The following is a 15,389-nucleotide window of genomic DNA, read 5'->3' on the forward strand; positions in this document are numbered from 1 at the left end:
CCGCCCCGTCATCCTCGGGCTCGACCCGAGGATCGGCCCCTCCATCACTCATGCGACGACGGATGCGCACGGGCCGCCCCACACCTGATCCTCGGGTCAAGCCCGAGGATGACGACCGGAAACCGACCCCATGCTGATCTATCCCGCCATCGACCTGAAAGACGGCGTCTGCGTGCGACTGATGCACGGCCGGTTCGATCAGGTGACACGCTATGACGAACAGCCCGCCGCCCGTCTGACCGCCTTTGTCGCCGAAGGCGCCGAATGGATTCACGTCGTCGATCTGGACGGCGCCGAGGCGGGCGAAGCGCGTCAGCACGGCCTGATCGGCGAACTGACCCAGGCCATCGACGTCAACATCCAGTCGGGGGGCGGGGTTCGCGGCGCCAACGACGTCGCCCAACTGCTGGATGCGGGGGTGTCGCGCGTGGTCGTCGGTTCGCTCGCCGTGACCCAGCCCAACGATGTGGCGGCCTGGCTCAAGGGCTATGGGGTCGAGCGCATCACCCTGGCCCTGGACGTCAAGATCGAGGACGGCGCGCCCGTTCCCGCCCTGAAGGGCTGGACCCAGTCGTCGGGCGTGACCCTGTGGGATGCGCTGGACCGCTATCCCGAGGGAACAGCGAAACACATACTGGTCACGGACGTCGGCCGCGACGGCGCCCTGACCGGACCCAATCTTGAGCTTCTGGCCGAAATCCGTCGTCGCCGCCCCGATCTGGTGCTTCAGGCCTCGGGCGGGGTGTCGTCGCTGGACGACATCCGGGCGATCAAGGCCCTGGGCTGCCACGGGGCCATCGTCGGCCGCGCTCTCTACGAAAACCGTTTCACCCTGCCCGAAGCCATCGCGGCCGCCGCATGACCGCCCGCCGGATCATCCCCTGCCTGGACGTCAAGGACGGCCGGGTCGTCAAGGGCGTGAAGTTCGTGGGCCATGCCGACATGGGCGACGCCGCCGAACTGGCCGCCCGCTATCGGGACGAAGGCGCCGACGAACTGGTCTTCTACGACATCACGGCCAGTCCCGAAGGACGGACGCTGGACTATGGCTGGATCAGGGACATCGCCCGGCTGCTGGACATTCCCTTCTGCGTCGCGGGCGGCATCCGCAGCGTGGAGCAGGCGGCGCGCTGTCTGGACCACGGGGCGGACAAGGTGTCGATCAACTCCCCCGCGCTGGAACGGCCCGAACTGATCGCCGAAATGGCCGAACGTCTGGGGTCGCAATGTGTGGTGGTCGGCGTCGACAGCCGTCTGGAAGACGGCGAATGGGTGGTCCACAAATACACCGGCGATCCCGATGCGCGCCGCCACGCGGGCAAGCGGACGCTGGACTGGCTGGACGAAGCCCAGGCCCTGGGCGCCGGCGAGATCGTGCTGAACTGCATCGATCAGGACGGGGTGCGAAAGGGTTATGACATCGAACAGCTGGCCGCGGCCCGAGGGCGGCTGACCATCCCCCTGATCGCTTCCGGCGGGGCGGGCGCGCCGTCGCATTTCCGCGAGGTGTTCGAGCAGGCGGACGTGTCCGGCGCCCTGGCCGCCAGCGTCTTCCACACCGGCGCCATCGCCATTCCCAACCTGAAGCGATACCTGGCCGATCAGGGCCTGGAGATGAGACTGTGATCGACCCCGACTCCATCGACTTCGAAAAAGGCAACGGCCTTGTTCCCGTGGTGGTGCAGGATGCGGCGACGCTGCAGGTCCTGACCCTAGCCTATATGGACCGCGCCGCGCTGGATGAGACGATCCAGTCGGGTGAGGCCACCTTCTTCTCGCGCTCGCGCGGCGGGCGGTGGAGGAAGGGCGAGACCTCGGGCGACCGGCTGCATGTCTTCTCCCTCACCGCCGACTGCGACAGCGACGCCATCGTGCTGGGCGTCAGGCCGGTCGGGAACGCCTGCCACCTGAACCGCACCAGCTGTTTCGGGGACGCGGACGCGCCGGGACTGGGCCGCATCGCCCGGCTGGAACAGATCATCGCCCGACGCGCCGCCGCCGATCCGTCCGAAAGCTGGACCGCCCGGCTGATGGCCGAGGGTCCGAAACGCATCGCCCAGAAGGTCGGCGAGGAGGGCGTGGAGACGGCGCTCGCCGGCGTCGCCGGGCCGGATGAGGAACTCGCCAGCGAGGCTGCGGATTTGATCTACCACCTGCTCGTTCTTCTCCATGCCCGTAACATGGTGTTTCAGGACGTGCTGGACGTGTTGGCCTCGCGCGCCGAAGCGGGCAAAGGCCAACCTGCACCTTAACGGCGTCGATCCCACGAAGCGGGATCGCTGAAGGGAAATTTCATGGCGGCTCTTATTCTGTTCGGCGGCGGCGGCGATCTGGCGATGCGCATGTTGCTGCCGTCGCTGTATTTCCTGGAACACGACGGCCTGCTGCCCGAGGGACTGAAGATCATCGGCGCGGCGCGGTCGGAAGAGACGGCCGATGACTATATCGGCAAGGTCCACGAGGCGGTGAAGGCCCGCGCCGAGGCCGACAAGGCCTGGGATGAGGGCAGTTGGGCGCGAATGAAGGCGCGGCTGGACTATCTGGCGGTGGACGCCACCTCGGCCGACAGCCTGAAGCCCCTGAAGGCCAAGGTCGGCGACGGAGAGGTCACGTCCTTCCTGGCCGTGTCGCCCTCGCTTTACGCCCGCATCGTCACGGCGATGAAGGCGGCGGGTCTGGCGGAAAGGAACTGCCGCATCGTTCTGGAGAAGCCGGTCGGACGCGACCTGAAATCCTTCCTGGAAATCGACGACGCGGTGGCCCACGCCTTCAGCGAAAGCCAAGTGTTCCGCATCGACCACTATCTGGGCAAGGAGACGGTCCAGAACCTGATCGCCCTGCGCTTCGGCAACACCATCTTCGAGCCGCTTTGGAACAATCTGACCATCGACCACGTCCAGATCACGGTGGGCGAGACCGTGGGCGTCGGCGACCGCTGGCCCTATTACGACGAATACGGCGCCCTGCGGGACATGCTGCAGAACCACATGTTGCAGTTGCTGTGCCTGGTGGCGATGGAGCCGCCCAGCGATCTGGACCCGGATTCGGTTCGCAACGAAAAGGTCAAGGTGCTGCGCTCCCTGCGTCCGGTGACGGTGGAGGAGGTCGAGCGCGTCACCGTGCGAGGCCAGTATGTGGCGGGCGTCAGCGAGGGCAAGCCGGCCAAGGGGTATGACGAGGAGCGGGGCGAGGATTCGGACACCGAAACCTTCGTCGCCATCCGCGCCGACATCGACAACTGGCGCTGGGCCGGCGTGCCCTTCTTCATGCGAACCGGCAAGCGCCTGCCGGAGAAGCGCACCGAGATCGTCATTCAGTTCAAGCCGGTGCCCCATTCCATCTTCGACCACGACGACCGTGGAGAGGTGAAGGCCAACCGCATGGTCATCGAACTTCAGCCCGAGGAAGACATTTCGCTGACCGTCATGAACAAGCGCCCCGGCCTGGATCGGCGCATGCAGCTTCAGCCGATCCAGATGAGCCTGTCCTGGGGTGTGGACGGCAAATCCGCCGCGCCGCCGCGCCGCCGCATCGCCTATGAGCGGCTGCTGCTGGACGCCATGGCCGGCGATAGCACCCTGTTCGTGCGCCGAGACGAGGCGGAACAGGCGTGGAAATGGGTCGACGAGGTGTCGGAGGCCTGGGCGGCCTCGGCCCAGAAACCCGACGAGTACGTCGCCGGAACCTGGGGCCCTGAAAGCGCCGACATGCTGATGGCCCGCACCGGCCGCGCCTGGAACACCGCCGATGCGTGATCTTCTCATCGAAACCTTCGACGGCGTGGAGGCCTGGGCCGAAGCCATCGCGGCGAGGTTGGGCGAAACCCTGGGCGCCGCCCTGTACGACAACGGCCGTGCGGTCTTCGCGGGGCCGGGCGGCTCGACCCCTGCCCCGGTCTATCGCGACTTGTCGGCCATGGACCTGGACTGGTCGAACGTCGCCGTCACCCTGGTGGACGAACGCTACGTCCCTGAAAGCTCGCCCGAGTCGAACGCACGGCTGATCCGCGACGTCCTACTGCAGGACAGGGCCGCCGCCGCCCGGTTCATCCCCCTCTATACGCCCGAAGTCACCGTCGACCGCGCCGCCATCGTCGCCGCCCGCGCCCTGGCCGAGGTCGGAGGGCGTTTCGACGCCGTGCTGCTGGGCATGGGCGAGGACGGGCATATCTGTTCCATGTTCCCCGAAAGCCCGACGCTGAAGACCCTTCTGACCCCGACGCTTGAAGCCACGGTTCTGGGCGTTCCCCAAGGCCGCGACGGTCTGGCGCCGAGCCTCGAGCGCCTGTCGATCAACCTGCCCTATCTGATGTCGGCCGGGCGGGTGATCCTGGGCCTTAAGGGCGCGCAGAAACGCCGCGTGTTCGAGGAACAGGCCCTGGGCGATCCCCGCATCCAGCCGATCGCCGCCCTTCTGGCCTCGGATGTTCCCCTTGAAGTCCTGTGGACGGAGGAAGGCTGACATGGCGCTTCATCCTACGGTCGCCGCTGTCACCCAGCGCATCATCGACAAGAGCCGCGCCACGCGCGCCGACTATGTGCGCCGAATGGACGCCGCGCGGGATTCCGGCGCGGGGCGCGCCAAGCTGTCCTGCGCCAACTGGGCCCACGCCTTCGCCGGCCAGACCATCGCCGACAAGCTGGCCTCCATGGACGGCTCAAGGCCGAACCTGGGCGTCGTCACCGCCTATAACGACATGCTTTCGGCCCACCAGCCGTTCGAACGCTTCCCCGACGTGGTGCGTGCGGCCGTGCGCGAGGTCGGCGCGACGGCCCAGGTCGCGGGCGGCACCCCCGCCATGTGCGACGGCGTGACCCAGGGCCGTCCGGGCATGGAACTGAGCCTGTTCAGCCGCGACGTCATCGCCATGTCGGCGGGCGTCGGCCTGACCCACGACGCCTTCGACGCCGCTCTGATGCTGGGCGTCTGCGACAAGATCGTGCCCGGCCTGTTCATGGGGGCCCTGGCGTTCGGCCATCTGCCGGTCGTCTTCGCCCCGGCGGGTCCGATGCCGTCGGGCATTCCCAATGCTGAGAAGGCTCGCGTCCGCGCCGAATATGCGCAAAACAAGGTCGATCGTCAGACCCTGCTGGAAAGCGAGATCGGCAGCTATCACTCGCCCGGCACCTGCACCTTCTACGGCACGGCCAACTCCAACCAGATGATGATGGAGCTGGGCGGCTTGCACATGCCCTCCACCGCCTTCGTCCATCCCGACACCGGCCTGCGTGACGCCCTGACGGCGGCGGCGGCGAAGCGTGCGGTCGAACTGGCCCGCAGCGGCGCGTGCCGCATGGCCGACGTCATCGACGAAAAGTCCATCGTCAATATGATCGTGGCCTTGCTGGCCACCGGCGGCTCGACCAACCACGCCATCCACCTGGTCGCCATGGCGCGGGCGGCGGGGGTGCTGATCGACTGGACTGACATGGACGAACTGTCGTCGGTCACGCCGCTGCTGGCGCGAGTCTACCCGAACGGTTCGGCGGATGTGAACGCCTTCCAGGCCGCCGGCGGCGTCGCCTTCATCGCCCGCGAACTGGCGATGGCGGGCAATATCCACACCGACGTCACCACCATCATGGGCCGGGGCATCGAGGCCTATTTCCAGGAGCCGTCGATGATCGACGGCGAACTGGTCTGGCGCGACGGGGTCAGCGAGAGTTTGGACCGCGACATCCTGCGTCCCGCCTCCGACCCGTTCGACCGAGAAGGCGGCCTGCGTCTGGTTCAGGGCGACCTGGGCCGCGCGGTCATCAAGATTTCGGCCGTGAAGCCCGAGAACCGTTTCGTCGAGGCCCCCGCCGCCGTTTTCGAAACCCAGGAAGACGCGCTGCAAGCGTTCAAGGACGGCAAGCTGTTCCGCGACGTGGTCGTGGTCCTGCGCTTCCAGGGGCCCAAGGCCAACGGCATGCCCGAACTGCACAGTCTGTCGCCGGCCCTGTCGGTCATTCAGGACAAGGGATTCAAGGTCGCCTTCGTCACCGACGGCCGGATGTCGGGCGCCAGCGGCAAGACACCCGCCGCCATCCACGTTTCGCCAGAAGCCCTGGCCGGCGGCCCCCTGGCCCATGTCAGGGACGGGGACATCATCCGTCTGGACGCCGAGGCTGGCGTGCTGACGACGGTGGGCGTTTCCGGCCTGACGGCGCGGCCTGCGGCGACACGATCCAGAGCCCTCGCCGAAGGGTCCGGCTGGGGTTATGGCCGCGAACTTTTCGGGGCCTTCCGCCACGTCGTCACCACCGCCGAACAGGGGGCGACGGTCTGTTTCGCCTTCCCCGTCGGCGCGGAAGGCCATGACGACACCCCGCCCGATCCCAACTTCGTCGACCGGACCGTGGACGCCTGATCCACCAAACCGACCGCAGGAAACGCCTCAAAATGAATGACAAGACCCTCCTCGTCGGCGACGTCGGCGGCACCAACGCCCGCTTCGCCCTGACCCGCATGGTCGACGGCAAGCCGGTGCTGGAACACCACGACAGCTTCCCGGCCGAGACCTATCCGACCTTTCTGGAAGGCGTGGCCGCCTTCATCGACGGCTGCGAGGTCAAGCCGACCGGCGGCGTGATCGCCGTCGCCGGCCCCGTCACCGACGGCGCCATCGACCTGACCAACTCCCCTTGGCAGGTGTCGGAAAGCGAGCTTCAGACCCTGGGGCTGAAGCCCGTCAAGCTGATCAACGATTTCGAGGCTCTGGCCTGGGGCGCCCCCATCGTGCCTGAAGACCAGCTGGAAAGCCTGGGCGGCCCGGTCGACGGCGATCCCCAGGCGACCGTGGCGGTGCTGGGCCCCGGCACCGGCTTCGGCGTCTCGGCCCTGGTCCGCGACGCCCACGGCAAGGAGATGGCCATGCCGTCCGAGGGCGGCCACGCCTGCTTCCCGCCCGGCGACCCCGTCGAGGACGAGATCCTGCGCATCCTGCGCCGCCGCTACGACCGCGTCTCGATCGAGCGTCTGATCTGCGGCCCGGGCCTTCTGAACATGCACCGCGCCCTGGCCGAAATCGACGGGCGCGAGACCCATATCGACGACCCGGCCCAGATCACCCAGACGGCGATGGCCGATCCGAACAGCCCATGCGGCGCGACCTTGGCGCGCTTCTGCGCCATCCTGGGCGCGGTGGCCGGCGACATCGCTCTGACCACCGGCGCCCGCGGCGGGGTCTATATCGCCGGGGGCATCGTCCCGCGCATCCTGCCCTTCATCAAGGCCAGCCCGTTCCGCCAGCGGTTCGAGCGCAAGGGCCGGTTCAAGGACTATATGTCCGAGATTCCGACCAAGGTGATCATGCACAAACACGCGGCGTTGCTGGGCGCCGCGCGCGTCGCCTTCGCCGAAGCGGGAGAATAAGGTCACGTCGGCGTGAACTCTTCGTGAGGCTCGGCGTTTTCCTGTCTCTACCCGCTTAGGAAGGAAGCACCATGAAGAAGATCGCCGCCACCGCCGTAGCCCTGTTCGCCGTCGCCGGTCTGGCCGCCTGCCAGAAGCCGGCCGAAAAGGCCGCCGACAGCCAGGCCGACGCCGTTGTCGCCCAGGGAGAGGCGACCGCCGACAGCCTGAACGCCCAGGCCGACGCCACGCTCGCCCAGGGTCAGGCCGCCGCCGATACGACCAAGGCCGAGGCGGAACGTCAGGCCGAAGCGCTGAAGGACCGCGCCGACCAGACCCAGGCCGCCGCCGACCATCGCGCCGATGAAATCAAGGACGCCGCCAAGGGTCACTGAGGCCCTACGCCCAAAGGCAAAGCCCCCGTCGTTCACGACGGGGGCTTTTTCATGCGTGAAACGCGCCGACGGCGACCAGAATGGAGCGGATCAGGAGACTTGCCCCTTGTCGAAGCCGGACCAGACGTCGTCATAGTCCAACTGCATCTGCGGCGTCTCTTGCGCCCACTGCGTTACGCGGATGGGCATGCGCGTCTCGAACATGAAGGCCAGGGTGTTTTCAATCTTGTGCGGCTTCAGCTCGGCCTTGATCGCGCCCTCGTAGCTGGCCTGATCGGGGCCGTGGCCGCTCATGCGGTTGTGAAGCGACGCCCCGCCGGGCGCGAAACCGCCGGCCTTGGCGTCATAGGCGCCCGTCACCAGACCCATGAACTCGCTCATGACGTTCCTGTGGAACCAGGGCGGACGGAAGGTGTGTTCGGCCACCATCCAGCGCGGCGGGAAGATGACGAAGTCGATGTTGGCCGTTCCCGGCGTCTCGGACGGGCTGGTCAGGACGGTGAAGATCGACGGATCGGGATGGTCGTAGGAGACGGTGTTGATGGTGTTGAACCGCGCCGTGTCATAGCGGCAGGGCGCCAGATTGCCGTGCCAGGCGACCACATCCAGCGGACTGTGATCGAAGGTCGCCGCCCATAGACGCCCCCCGTATTTCTGAATGCACTGGGTCGGGCGGTCCACATCCTCGAACCGAGCGACGGGGGTTTCGAAGTCGCGCGGGTTGGCCAGGCCGTTTGCGCCGATGGGCCCCAGGTCGGGCAGGCGGAACGGGCTGCCGTAATTCTCGCAGACATAGCCGCGCACGGGGCCGTCCACCTCGACGCGGAAGCGTACGCCGCGCGGGATCAGGACGATGTGCCCCGGCCGGGCCTCGATCAGGCCCATTTCGGTGACGAAGCGGTGCGCCCCCTCCTGCGGCACGATCAGCAGTTCGCCGTCGGCGTTGTAGAAGACGCGGTCGGTCATGGAGCGGTTGGCGACATACAGATGCACGCCCGCGCCGGCGCTCGCGTCCGGCTCTCCGTTGCCGCCATAGGTGACGAGGCCCTCGACCCAGTCGGTCGGCGCATCCGGCAGCGGCAGGGGATCCCAGCGCATGCGGTTGGGGTTGGGCGGCGTCTCGTCGAACGGACCCGAACGGACCCGGCCCTGGTCGAACGGTTGATAGGGGCCGTGCTGGGCCGACGGCCGCAGGCGGTACAGCCAGCTACGGCGGTTCTCGGCCCGCGGGGCAGTAAAGGCGGTGCCCGAAAGCTGCTCGGCATAGAGGCCCATGGGCGTCTTCTGCGGCGAGTTCCGCCCCACCGGCAGGGCGCCGGGCGCGGCCTCGGTCGAGAAATGATTGCCGAAGCCGGCGAGATAGGCGGGCGCGTTGGTTCGCGTCGTCATGTGCATGCGTCTCCCTTGGCGGGAGGTTTAGGCGGTTCGGACGCAAACGTCATCCCGCGCCCGCGCCGACCTCAGAACCCCTGGCGGCGCGCCAGTTGTTCGGCATGGAAACCGACGTCGCCCAGCAGTTCGTTCAGCACCCGCACCCGCTTCATGAACAGGCCGACATCGAACTCGTCGGTCATGCCGACGCCCCCGTGCATCTGCACCGCCTCCTGCACCGCCTGCTCAGCGACGCGGCCGGCCTTGGCCTTGGCGATGGAGGCCGCCAAGCCTGCATCTTCGCGTCCTGCGTCGATGGCCTGAAGCGCGCCCAGCGTGGCGGCCCGCGCCAGCTCCAACTCGGTGAACAGATGCGCCGCCCGGTGCTGAAGGGCCTGAAACTCCCCGATCAACTTGCCGAACTGCTTGCGGGTTCGCAGATAGTCCAGCGTGATCTTGAACGCCTGATCTCCCGCGCCGGTCAGGGTCGAGGCGGCGCAGGCGCGGCCCAGGCTCAAGGCGGCCTCCAGCACGGGCTCGCCCCCGCCGACCTCCCCGATCACCGCATCGGCGTCCACCGCCACATCCGTCAGGGTGACGCGCGCGGCGTTGTGGCTGTCGACCATGGCGGTCCGTTCGATCTCCACGCCAGCCGATTTGGGATCGACCAGGAACAGGGTGAGCCCCTCCTCCGCCCGGGCGACCACGATCAGGGCGTCCGCGACATGGCCGTCCAGGACGAAGGCCTTGGCCCCGTTCAGACGAAAGCCGTTGCCGGATCGCACGGCCCGCATGGCGATGCGGGACGGCGCGTGTTTGGCGCCTTCGTCCACGGCCAGGGACAGGATCGCCTCTCCCGCCGCGATCCGGGGCAGCCAGGCCTGCTGGGCTTCCGACCCCGCATCGGTCAGCACCTTGGCCGACAGGATCGACGATCCCATGAAGGGAGAGGGCGTCAGGGTGCGGCCCAGACTTTCGGCGATGACGCCGGCTTCGACCGCGCCCAGGCCCAGCCCGCCCTGCGCCTCGGGAATGATGACGCCGGCGAAACCCATTTCTCCGAAGGCCCGCCACAGGTCGCGCGAAACGCCGTCCGGATCGCGATCATCGCGTAGCTTGCGCAGATGGGCGATGGGGGCGTTGTCGGCCAGGAAGCCGTCGGCCGCCTCCTGCAGCATCGTCTGCTCTTCGGTCAGGATCAGGGGCATGGTTCAGGCTCCCGGCAGTTGCAGCAGATGTTTGGCGATGATGTTCAGCTGGACCTCGCTGGTGCCGCCTTCGATGGAGTTGGCCTTGGTGCGCAGCCAGTCGCGGGCGGTGGAGCCGCCGCGCGAACGCTCGCTCTCCCACTCCAGCGCATCGGCGCCGCCGGCCGCCATCAGCAGTTCGTGACGCCGCTTGTTCAGTTCCGACCCATAGTATTTCAGCATGGAGGCGATGGCGGGGTGCGCCTGTTTGGCCTTCACCTGATCGCCGACCCGCTCCATCGCCAGACGGAAGGCCGCCTGATCGACCTCCAGTTCGGCGATGCGCGCGCGCAGCATCGGCTCGTCCAGACGCCCGTCCTCGGTCGCGCCGACGGCGTCCAGCGCCACCTGGCCGACCGGGCGGCCGCCCGCGACCTCGCCCATGGCGCCGATCATGGTGCGCTCGTGCGCCAACAGATGTTTGGCCACGTCCCAGCCCCGGTTCAGCGTGCCGACCAGGTTTTCCTTCTCCACCCGCACATCGTCGAAGAAGGTCTCGCAGAAGGGCGACTTGCCGCTGATCAGGGTGATCGGCCGCGTGGTCACGCCGGGCGTCCGCATGTCGAACAGGACAAAGCTGATGCCCAGATGCTTGGGCGCCTCGGGATCGGTGCGCACCAGACAGAAGATCCAGTCGGCCTTGTCGGCGTAGGAGGTCCAGATCTTCTGGCCGTTGACGATCCAGTGGTCGCCGCGATCCTCGGCGCGGGTCTGGATCGAGGCCAGGTCCGAACCGGCGCCCGGCTCGGAATAGCCCTGGCACCAGCGGATTTCGCCGCGCACGATCTCGGGCAGGAACCGCTTCTTCTGCGCCTCGGTCCCGAAGGCCAGAAGCGCCGGCCCCAGCATCCAGACCCCGAAACTGTTCAGCGCGGGCTGGGCCTTGATTCGGCGCAATTCGGAGGCCAGCACCTTGGCCTCTTCTCGGCTCAAACCCCCGCCGCCGTATTCGACAGGCCATTCCGGGGCGGTCCAGCCGCGCGCGCCCATCCGTTCCAGCCAAAGCTTGTGGCCGGGGGTGGCGAAGACGGCGTCGCGCCCGCCCCAGATCATGTCGGCCTCGGACCGCATCGGCCCGCGCACCTCGGGCGGACAGTTGGCCTCCAGCCAGGCGCGCGTCTCGGCGCGGAAAGCGTCCAGATCGGTCATGTCGCGTGTTCCCCGCGTTTCCTCTGCGCGCCACGTTAGCAGATGCGTTTCGATTGGCTACGGTCTTCTGCACGTGGCAACAGCTTCGCCGTTCGTGCGTTGGTGCGCTGAACTCAAGGGGCTTTCGATGACCTATCTGACCCGCCTAGTCTTCGGCGCCGCCAGCCTGGTGCTGCTTTTGGCGGCGGCCGCCCTGGTCGGGTTCGGGGTCAAGGACGCCCTGCAGGGCATCGGCCGTCCCGACCATTCCGGCGCCGACGCGGTTCTGGACGTTCTGGGCTATGTCATCGTCGCCATCGCCGTTTTCGACGTGGCCAAATACATCTTCGAGGATGAAGTGCGGCGCGGATCCGAGCGCCGTAGCGCGTCCGAGGCCCGACGCAGCCTGACGAAGTTCCTCTCCACCATCGTCATCGCCCTGTTCCTGGAGGCCCTCGTGGTGGTGTTCAAGACGGCGCGAGAGGATGTGGCCCTGCTGATCTACCCGACCGCCCTGCTGATCGCGGCGGTCCTGGTTCTGGTGGGACTGGGCGCCTTCCAGCGCTTCTCGGCCTCGGTCGAGGAAAAGGTCGGCGACGACGACGAGGCGGAAGAGCGCAAGGACGCCGTCAAGCGCCGGGCCCGCCCCCCCGCCAAATCCTAGGCTCGTTTAGGCAGGAAGGGCGAGAAGGTGATGACGGTGAAGGTGTCGCGGATATGCGGCCGCGTCTGCACCTGTTTGGTCACGAAGGTCCCGATGTCGGCGTCGCGCGGCAGGTTGAACTTGGCCAGAAGATCGTGCTGGCCCGAGGTGGAATAGACCTCCGAGACATTCTCGACATTGTCCACGATGTCGGCGGCCACGTCGTTGGCGTAGCCGGGCTCTGTTTTGATGAAGACGAAGATGGCGGTCATCATGGCGCAAGCTCCCTGGCGGTCAGCCGGGCTTCTAGCCGATGGCGGCCCGCAAGCCGAGCCGGATTTGTCCGCCATGTTCAGCGCAGCCGCTTGCTGACCCAGATCAGGGTCGGCTCCTCTTCCAGGGGCGCCGCATCGAATCCCATGTCGTTCTCGACCTGAAGGGCGCCATGGTTGGCCCGATCCTCCAGCGATTCCACCACGGCGTAACCTTGGCTGCGCGCCTCCGCGACCAGTCGTTCCAGCAGGGTCCAGCCGATGCCCTGCCCCTTCAGATCGCCGCGCAGGAGAATGGCCGCCTCGGCGCGTTCGCCGGCCGCATCGCCGGCCAGCACGGCCGTGGCCGCCACCGTTCCATCCTCGTTCCAGGCGATCAGGCTGGCGCCATGTGCGTTCGGCGCCTGGATCAGCGCCAGCAGTTGATCGTGCCCCGGCGTGCGTCGCGTCGACAGGAAGCGAAAACGCATGTCTTCGGGCGTCACCTTGGCGAAGAAGGCGGCCAAGGCCCGTTCATCGTCGGGCTGCGCCGGTCGAAGCTCCAGCGCCCTTCCCGTGCGGGTGACGAGCCGTTCGCGGTCGAGAATGGTCATGGCGATCTCCTTGATCGGTGTGTCGCGCGGGGGCTTCGCCGGCGCATTGACCCTGATCAAGTCCGCAACCCGTCGCCCGCAATGAAACAATGTTTGCTTCCGCCGCGCGATGTGGCGGCGACGCCGGGCTTTGGCATCCGACCTTCGCTGCGATAAGCAGAACGCGAAAACGGCTCGCCCTCGGGCCAGGAGACAGATCATGGCCCACGACCGCGTCAGCGTGCTTCAGGCGCTTCAAACCCAGGGTGTGTGCCCGGTCTTCTATCACCCCGATCCGGAGGTCAGCCTGAACGTCATCCGCGCCTGCGCGCGGGGCGGCGCGCCGGTAGTGGAGTTCACCAATCGCGGCGATTTCGCCTGCGACCTGTTCGGCGAGATCAATCGCGAACTGATCAAGACCGATCCGGACGTCGTGCTGGGTATCGGTTCGGTCGTCGATAGCGGCACCGCCGCCCTCTATCTGAACCGCGGCGCGCGTTTCGTGGTCAGCCCCTGTCTGGTCCCCGACGTGGCCAGGGTCTGCAACCGGCGCATGGTCGCCTATTTTCCCGGCTGCGGCTCGGTGACCGACATCGGCGAGGCGCACGAGCTGGGCTGCGACATCGTCAAACTGTTCCCCGGTTCGTCGGTCGGCGGACCGGACTTCGTCAAGGCGGTCAAGGGGCCGATGCCCTGGGTCAAGATCATGCCGACGGGCGGCGTCGATCCGGACGAAGCCTCCATCGCCAAATGGTTCGGCGCCGGCATCGTGGCGGCGGGCATGGGCTCGAAACTTGTGACCGACGCGGCCGTCAAGGCCGGCGACTGGGCCGCCATCGAGGCCTCGGTTCGCGCGGCGGTTCAGGCCGTGGCCGACTTCCGCGCCAAGGCCGGCTGATCGTTTACGGACGGGCCTCTGCCGGCCGGTGGGCTTCATCGCCATGATGCGCGGCGGCCCGGCGGGCGTCGCTGCGGCGTTGCAGCAAGGGGGCCAGCGCCTTTCGATCGTCGGGGCTCAGGGTGGCCAGAACCGTGACGGCCCCGGCCTCGATTCGCGCGCGTCCGCGCATCTCGGCGGCCCGCGACTGCACCAGCAGGGCGTCGACCCGGGTTGGGTCCAGCGTCGGCGCGCCGGCGGCGGCGATGGCCTCGCGCCGCGCCGCCCGCGCCGCTTCGAAATCGGGTCGCGCCGCCAGGGCCGAGGCGCGCAAAGCCGTGCGGACGCGGTCGCGCGTCGCGGGATCCAGCGTCTGCAGCACTTCGCGCAACGGCCCCTCGCGGCCCGCTCGCCGCTGATCGTCCAGCCGGCGTTCGATCCTTTCGCGGCTGATCAGATAGGCCGCGCCGCCGCCCACGGCGAACAGGTTCAGCCCGACCGACACCGCCAGAGCGATTTTCAGCGTTCTTGAATTCATCCCAGAACCTCGGTGTCGTCCACGCCGCTCAGCGTGGCCTGATAGAGGACCGCATCGGCCCGTGCGTCCGCGCTCATTTGACGGGTCAGGCCGACGCCCGCGATCACGCCCGCACAGGCCGCCGCCGCCCAACCGGCGCCAAGAAACCAGACGGCGCGGCGCGGCCGGCTCTTCGCCCGTGCGCCCGGCGCGGCCCTCAGGACCCGCGCCGTCAGATCGGCCGAAGGCGCGACGGACGGTGAAGCGTCCAGCAGCGCGTCCAGCGCCGCCGCCTCATCCAACAGGACCCGCGCCGCCGGATCGGCCGCGACCAGACTTTCGGCGAAGGCGCGCTCGTCCGCCGGCCAGCGCCGCAGGTCGCCGCCATAGGCCTCGGCCAGGGCTTGCAGCCGCTCGATCCTCATCGTCCGTCTCCTTCAGACCGCCCGCCGGAACGGGGCGACAGGTCCGCCAGGCTCTGGCGCAAGGTGCGCCGTCCCCGCGACAGCAAACTTTCCAGCGCCTCGACGCTGATTTCCATGACGGACGCCGCCTCGATATTGGACAGGTCCTGATAGTGGCACAGCACGATGGCCTCGCGCTGGCGGTCGGGCAGGCGCCGAAGGGCCGCGTCCACGCGCGCGCCCGTCTCCGCCGCCAGCAGGCCGCGATCTGGGGCCGGCCCGTCGTCGGGCCGATCCGGCGGCGTCTGCGTGGGGATTTCGCGCCGCCGTCTCAGCCGATCGTAACACAGGTTCAACGCCACTCTGTGCAGCCAGGTATCGAAGCGCGCCTGACCCGGCGTCCATTTCGGCGCCTGTCGCCAGGCCTTCAGCATGGCCTCCTGCGCCACATCCTCGGCCTCGACCGGATCGCCCAGCATCCGCTGGGCCAGGGCCAGGACGCGCGGCAGCTTGCGCGCGACAAGGGTCTGGGTCGCCGTGGGGTCGCCCTGCCCCACGCGCCGCACCAAATCCTCGTCGGGGTCGACCGTCGCGACCAAATCCGCCTCTTCCGCAACTGACGAAAGGG

18 protein-coding genes are annotated in these 15,389 nt (G+C 68.0%); 10 read left to right on the forward strand and 8 right to left on the reverse strand.

Features of this window, described 5'->3' with window-relative positions; all coding sequences use genetic code 11:
• The first annotated feature begins 130 nt into the window (after positions 1 to 130).
• From hisA to ACWPV3_RS15670, 8 genes are all read left to right on the forward strand, one after another.
• Complete coding sequence (gene hisA, locus ACWPV3_RS15635; RefSeq protein ID WP_453978435.1) at positions 131 to 862, forward strand: 1-(5-phosphoribosyl)-5-[(5-phosphoribosylamino)methylideneamino]imidazole-4-carboxamide isomerase; 732 nt, start codon at positions 131 to 133, stop codon at positions 860 to 862.
• Complete coding sequence (gene hisF / locus ACWPV3_RS15640; RefSeq protein WP_292086907.1) at positions 859 to 1,626, forward strand: imidazole glycerol phosphate synthase subunit HisF; 768 nt, start codon at positions 859 to 861, stop codon at positions 1,624 to 1,626. Before hisA ends, hisF begins: the two co-directional genes overlap by 4 nt.
• Complete coding sequence (hisIE, locus tag ACWPV3_RS15645; RefSeq protein ID WP_453978436.1) at positions 1,623 to 2,252, forward strand: bifunctional phosphoribosyl-AMP cyclohydrolase/phosphoribosyl-ATP diphosphatase HisIE; 630 nt, start codon at positions 1,623 to 1,625, stop codon at positions 2,250 to 2,252. Before hisF ends, hisIE begins: the two co-directional genes overlap by 4 nt.
• 42 nt (positions 2,253 to 2,294) lie before the next feature.
• Positions 2,295 to 3,755, forward strand: coding sequence for a glucose-6-phosphate dehydrogenase (zwf, locus tag ACWPV3_RS15650; RefSeq protein ID WP_453978437.1), 1,461 nt, complete (start codon positions 2,295 to 2,297; stop codon positions 3,753 to 3,755).
• Entirely contained in the window at positions 3,748 to 4,461 is a 714-nt protein-coding gene (pgl, locus tag ACWPV3_RS15655; RefSeq protein ID WP_453978438.1) for a 6-phosphogluconolactonase, read from the forward strand. Before zwf ends, pgl begins: the two co-directional genes overlap by 8 nt.
• 1 nt (position 4,462) lies before the next feature.
• On the forward strand, positions 4,463 to 6,352 hold the full coding sequence (gene edd, locus ACWPV3_RS15660) for a phosphogluconate dehydratase (protein WP_453978439.1): 1,890 nt from the start codon (positions 4,463 to 4,465) through the stop codon (positions 6,350 to 6,352).
• Between the two features lie 32 nt (positions 6,353 to 6,384).
• Complete coding sequence (gene glk, locus ACWPV3_RS15665; RefSeq protein WP_453978440.1) at positions 6,385 to 7,356, forward strand: glucokinase; 972 nt, start codon at positions 6,385 to 6,387, stop codon at positions 7,354 to 7,356.
• A 71-nt stretch (positions 7,357 to 7,427) separates the two neighbouring features.
• On the forward strand, positions 7,428 to 7,730 hold the full coding sequence (locus tag ACWPV3_RS15670; RefSeq protein WP_292181758.1) for a hypothetical protein: 303 nt from the start codon (positions 7,428 to 7,430) through the stop codon (positions 7,728 to 7,730).
• Positions 7,731 to 7,820: 90 nt separating this feature from the next.
• Here ACWPV3_RS15670 and hmgA read toward each other — a convergent pair whose 3' ends face one another.
• From hmgA to ACWPV3_RS15685, 3 genes are all read right to left on the reverse strand, one after another.
• The gene (gene hmgA / locus ACWPV3_RS15675) at positions 7,821 to 9,119 is read right to left on the reverse strand and encodes a homogentisate 1,2-dioxygenase (protein WP_453978441.1); all 1,299 of its coding nucleotides are present in this window, start codon (positions 9,117 to 9,119) and stop codon (positions 7,821 to 7,823) included.
• A gap of 71 nt (positions 9,120 to 9,190) precedes the next feature.
• A complete protein-coding gene (locus ACWPV3_RS15680) occupies positions 9,191 to 10,309 on the reverse strand; it encodes an acyl-CoA dehydrogenase family protein (protein WP_453978442.1) in 1,119 nt (372 codons plus the stop codon).
• A gap of 3 nt (positions 10,310 to 10,312) precedes the next feature.
• The gene (locus ACWPV3_RS15685) at positions 10,313 to 11,497 is read right to left on the reverse strand and encodes an acyl-CoA dehydrogenase family protein (RefSeq protein WP_313454280.1); all 1,185 of its coding nucleotides are present in this window, start codon (positions 11,495 to 11,497) and stop codon (positions 10,313 to 10,315) included.
• A gap of 127 nt (positions 11,498 to 11,624) precedes the next feature.
• On the opposite strand from ACWPV3_RS15685, the gene ACWPV3_RS15690 reads away from it, so the two are divergent.
• The gene (locus ACWPV3_RS15690; RefSeq protein ID WP_453978443.1) at positions 11,625 to 12,140 is read left to right on the forward strand and encodes a GNAT family acetyltransferase; all 516 of its coding nucleotides are present in this window, start codon (positions 11,625 to 11,627) and stop codon (positions 12,138 to 12,140) included.
• Here the strand turns inward: ACWPV3_RS15690 and ACWPV3_RS15695 are convergent.
• Both ACWPV3_RS15695 and ACWPV3_RS15700 read right to left on the reverse strand, forming a co-directional pair.
• Entirely contained in the window at positions 12,137 to 12,394 is a 258-nt protein-coding gene (locus tag ACWPV3_RS15695; protein ID WP_292086892.1) for an Lrp/AsnC ligand binding domain-containing protein, read from the reverse strand. The two genes, ACWPV3_RS15690 and ACWPV3_RS15695, sit on opposite strands and share 4 nt — an antisense overlap.
• A 77-nt stretch (positions 12,395 to 12,471) precedes the next feature.
• Positions 12,472 to 12,984, reverse strand: a complete 513-nt coding sequence (locus ACWPV3_RS15700; protein WP_453978444.1) for an N-acetyltransferase family protein — start codon at positions 12,982 to 12,984, stop codon at positions 12,472 to 12,474.
• A 199-nt stretch (positions 12,985 to 13,183) separates the two neighbouring features.
• On the opposite strand from ACWPV3_RS15700, the gene ACWPV3_RS15705 reads away from it, so the two are divergent.
• A complete protein-coding gene (locus ACWPV3_RS15705) occupies positions 13,184 to 13,861 on the forward strand; it encodes a bifunctional 4-hydroxy-2-oxoglutarate aldolase/2-dehydro-3-deoxy-phosphogluconate aldolase (protein ID WP_453978445.1) in 678 nt (225 codons plus the stop codon).
• Between the two features lie 4 nt (positions 13,862 to 13,865).
• Here the strand turns inward: ACWPV3_RS15705 and ACWPV3_RS15710 are convergent, their stop codons facing one another.
• Genes ACWPV3_RS15710 through ACWPV3_RS15720 form a run of 3 tightly spaced genes read right to left on the reverse strand, consistent with a single transcriptional unit; the run spans position 13,866 to position 15,360 of the window.
• Positions 13,866 to 14,378: a periplasmic heavy metal sensor gene (locus ACWPV3_RS15710; protein ID WP_453978446.1), complete on the reverse strand. Its 513-nt coding sequence runs from the start codon at positions 14,376 to 14,378 to the stop codon at positions 13,866 to 13,868.
• Positions 14,375 to 14,782, reverse strand: a complete 408-nt coding sequence (locus tag ACWPV3_RS15715) for a hypothetical protein (RefSeq protein WP_453978448.1) — start codon at positions 14,780 to 14,782, stop codon at positions 14,375 to 14,377. The genes ACWPV3_RS15710 and ACWPV3_RS15715 overlap by 4 nt, the downstream gene beginning before the upstream one ends.
• Positions 14,779 to 15,360: an RNA polymerase sigma factor gene (locus tag ACWPV3_RS15720; protein ID WP_453978449.1), complete on the reverse strand. Its 582-nt coding sequence runs from the start codon at positions 15,358 to 15,360 to the stop codon at positions 14,779 to 14,781. The genes ACWPV3_RS15715 and ACWPV3_RS15720 overlap by 4 nt, the downstream gene beginning before the upstream one ends.
• Positions 15,361 to 15,389 lie beyond the last annotated feature (29 nt).

Source organism: Brevundimonas sp. Marseille-Q4549 (assembly GCF_976940555.1).

Excerpts from the sequence above, each read along its gene's own strand:
- hisA (WP_453978435.1), top strand. The coding sequence starts at position 131 with ATGCTGATCTATCCCGCCATCGACCTGAAAGACGGCGTCTGCGTGCGA.
- hisF (WP_292086907.1), top strand. The coding sequence starts at position 859 with ATGACCGCCCGCCGGATCATCCCCTGCCTGGACGTCAAGGACGGCCGG.
- zwf (WP_453978437.1), top strand. The coding sequence starts at position 2,295 with ATGGCGGCTCTTATTCTGTTCGGCGGCGGCGGCGATCTGGCGATGCGC.
- pgl (WP_453978438.1), top strand. The coding sequence starts at position 3,748 with ATGCGTGATCTTCTCATCGAAACCTTCGACGGCGTGGAGGCCTGGGCC.
- edd (WP_453978439.1), top strand. The coding sequence starts at position 4,463 with ATGGCGCTTCATCCTACGGTCGCCGCTGTCACCCAGCGCATCATCGAC.
- glk (WP_453978440.1), top strand. The coding sequence starts at position 6,385 with ATGAATGACAAGACCCTCCTCGTCGGCGACGTCGGCGGCACCAACGCC.
- ACWPV3_RS15670 (WP_292181758.1), top strand. The coding sequence starts at position 7,428 with ATGAAGAAGATCGCCGCCACCGCCGTAGCCCTGTTCGCCGTCGCCGGT.
- hmgA (WP_453978441.1), bottom strand. The coding sequence starts at position 9,119 with ATGACGACGCGAACCAACGCGCCCGCCTATCTCGCCGGCTTCGGCAAT.
- ACWPV3_RS15680 (WP_453978442.1), bottom strand. The coding sequence starts at position 10,309 with ATGCCCCTGATCCTGACCGAAGAGCAGACGATGCTGCAGGAGGCGGCC.
- ACWPV3_RS15685 (WP_313454280.1), bottom strand. The coding sequence starts at position 11,497 with ATGACCGATCTGGACGCTTTCCGCGCCGAGACGCGCGCCTGGCTGGAG.
- ACWPV3_RS15690 (WP_453978443.1), top strand. The coding sequence starts at position 11,625 with ATGACCTATCTGACCCGCCTAGTCTTCGGCGCCGCCAGCCTGGTGCTG.
- ACWPV3_RS15695 (WP_292086892.1), bottom strand. The coding sequence starts at position 12,394 with ATGATGACCGCCATCTTCGTCTTCATCAAAACAGAGCCCGGCTACGCC.
- ACWPV3_RS15700 (WP_453978444.1), bottom strand. The coding sequence starts at position 12,984 with ATGACCATTCTCGACCGCGAACGGCTCGTCACCCGCACGGGAAGGGCG.
- ACWPV3_RS15705 (WP_453978445.1), top strand. The coding sequence starts at position 13,184 with ATGGCCCACGACCGCGTCAGCGTGCTTCAGGCGCTTCAAACCCAGGGT.
- ACWPV3_RS15710 (WP_453978446.1), bottom strand. The coding sequence starts at position 14,378 with ATGAATTCAAGAACGCTGAAAATCGCTCTGGCGGTGTCGGTCGGGCTG.
- ACWPV3_RS15715 (WP_453978448.1), bottom strand. The coding sequence starts at position 14,782 with ATGAGGATCGAGCGGCTGCAAGCCCTGGCCGAGGCCTATGGCGGCGAC.